Annotated in this window: 1 pseudogene; it reads left to right on the forward strand. The window is 38.2% G+C overall.

The features are described 5' to 3' along the window. Positions 1–57 precede the first annotated feature (57 nt). Positions 58–1,341, forward strand: a pseudogene (locus HMPREF0381_RS14085) (recombinase family protein); the annotation flags it as partial. Positions 1,342–1,382 lie beyond the last annotated feature (41 nt).

Consider the following 1,382-nt stretch of genomic DNA (forward strand, 5'->3'; position numbering starts at 1 on the left):
TGCATAATATTAACTGAACAGGAGTGATATATAGACATAAAAAAGGAGGATAACGCCATGATGGAATATGCAAATAAAATCACTGCACTATATTCTCGCCTTTCAGTTGGTGATGAGGACAGGGACGGTGGCGAAAGCAACAGTATTGTGAATCAAAAGGCATTTTTAGAGAGATATGCAAGACAGAACAAATTGATGAACATTCGCCACTATATCGACGATGATGAAAGCGGTAGGTTCTTTGACCGCTCCGCCTATACACAGATGATAAGCGATGTAGAAAGCGGAAAAATCAGCATTGTTATCATGAAAGATATGACAAGGTGGGGAAGAGATTATCTTCAAGTAGGGAATGCAATGGAAATATTTAGAAGAAATAATGTACGGTTTATTGCCATCAATAACGGTATCGACAGTAAAGACCAAAATACATTGGAATTTGCCACATTTATCAATATCATGTCAGAGTGGTACGCAAGGGACATCAGCAAGAAAGTCAAAACAGGCATTAAGACCAAAGGAACAAGCGGAAAGCCTGTTGCAACAGAAGCCCCCTACGGCTATATAAAAGACCCTGATAACAAAGATTTTTGGATAGTCGATAAAAAAGCTGCCGAAGTCGTAAAACTCATTTTTAGACTGTTTATGGATGGGAAAAACAGAAATCAGATAGCCGTTTACTTGAAAGAGAAAGAAATACTAACCCCAACCTTTTATATGAAACAGCAAGACAGAGGAACGGCGAAAAACAGAAAGCTGAATGAAGAAAACCGCTATAACTGGAACAAAGCAACCCTAACACACATACTGAAAAGGCAGGAGTATTGTGGCGATGTAGTCAACTTCAAGACCGAAAAGCATTATAAAGACAAACGAAACCACTATGTAGATAAAGATAAGTGGCAGGTAATCAAAAATGTGCATGAGCCAATCATAGATCGAACTACTTATGAAAATGTACAACGGATATTAAAAAACGCACCTGTAAAAAGACCAAACAGAGATGGAGAAATCCACGCTTTATCTGGACTGATGTACTGTAAAGATTGTGGTACAAAAATGCACATCCGCACCATACACAAGAACAACAAGGTACAGCATGTAACCTATTGCAGCGAATATGCCAAAGGAAAATCCAAACACCCGAAATGCCATTCTCCCCACCGCATTGATGTCGATGATGTGATGGAAACCATTACAGAGGTTTTGCGAAAGATAGCACAGTATTCATTGGCAAATAAAGAAGAATTTGAAGCACTGGTAAAAAGCAGTCTTGCCAAAGAACAGACAGAAGAAATCAAAAAACAGAAAAAGCGTATCCCACAAATCACAGACAGACTAGTATATCATTAATTAAATAACAGGCACAAATAATTATTCTG

Source organism: Lachnoanaerobaculum saburreum DSM 3986, assembly GCF_000185385.1.
Classification (GTDB): Bacteria; Bacillota; Clostridia; order Lachnospirales; family Lachnospiraceae; genus Lachnoanaerobaculum; species Lachnoanaerobaculum saburreum.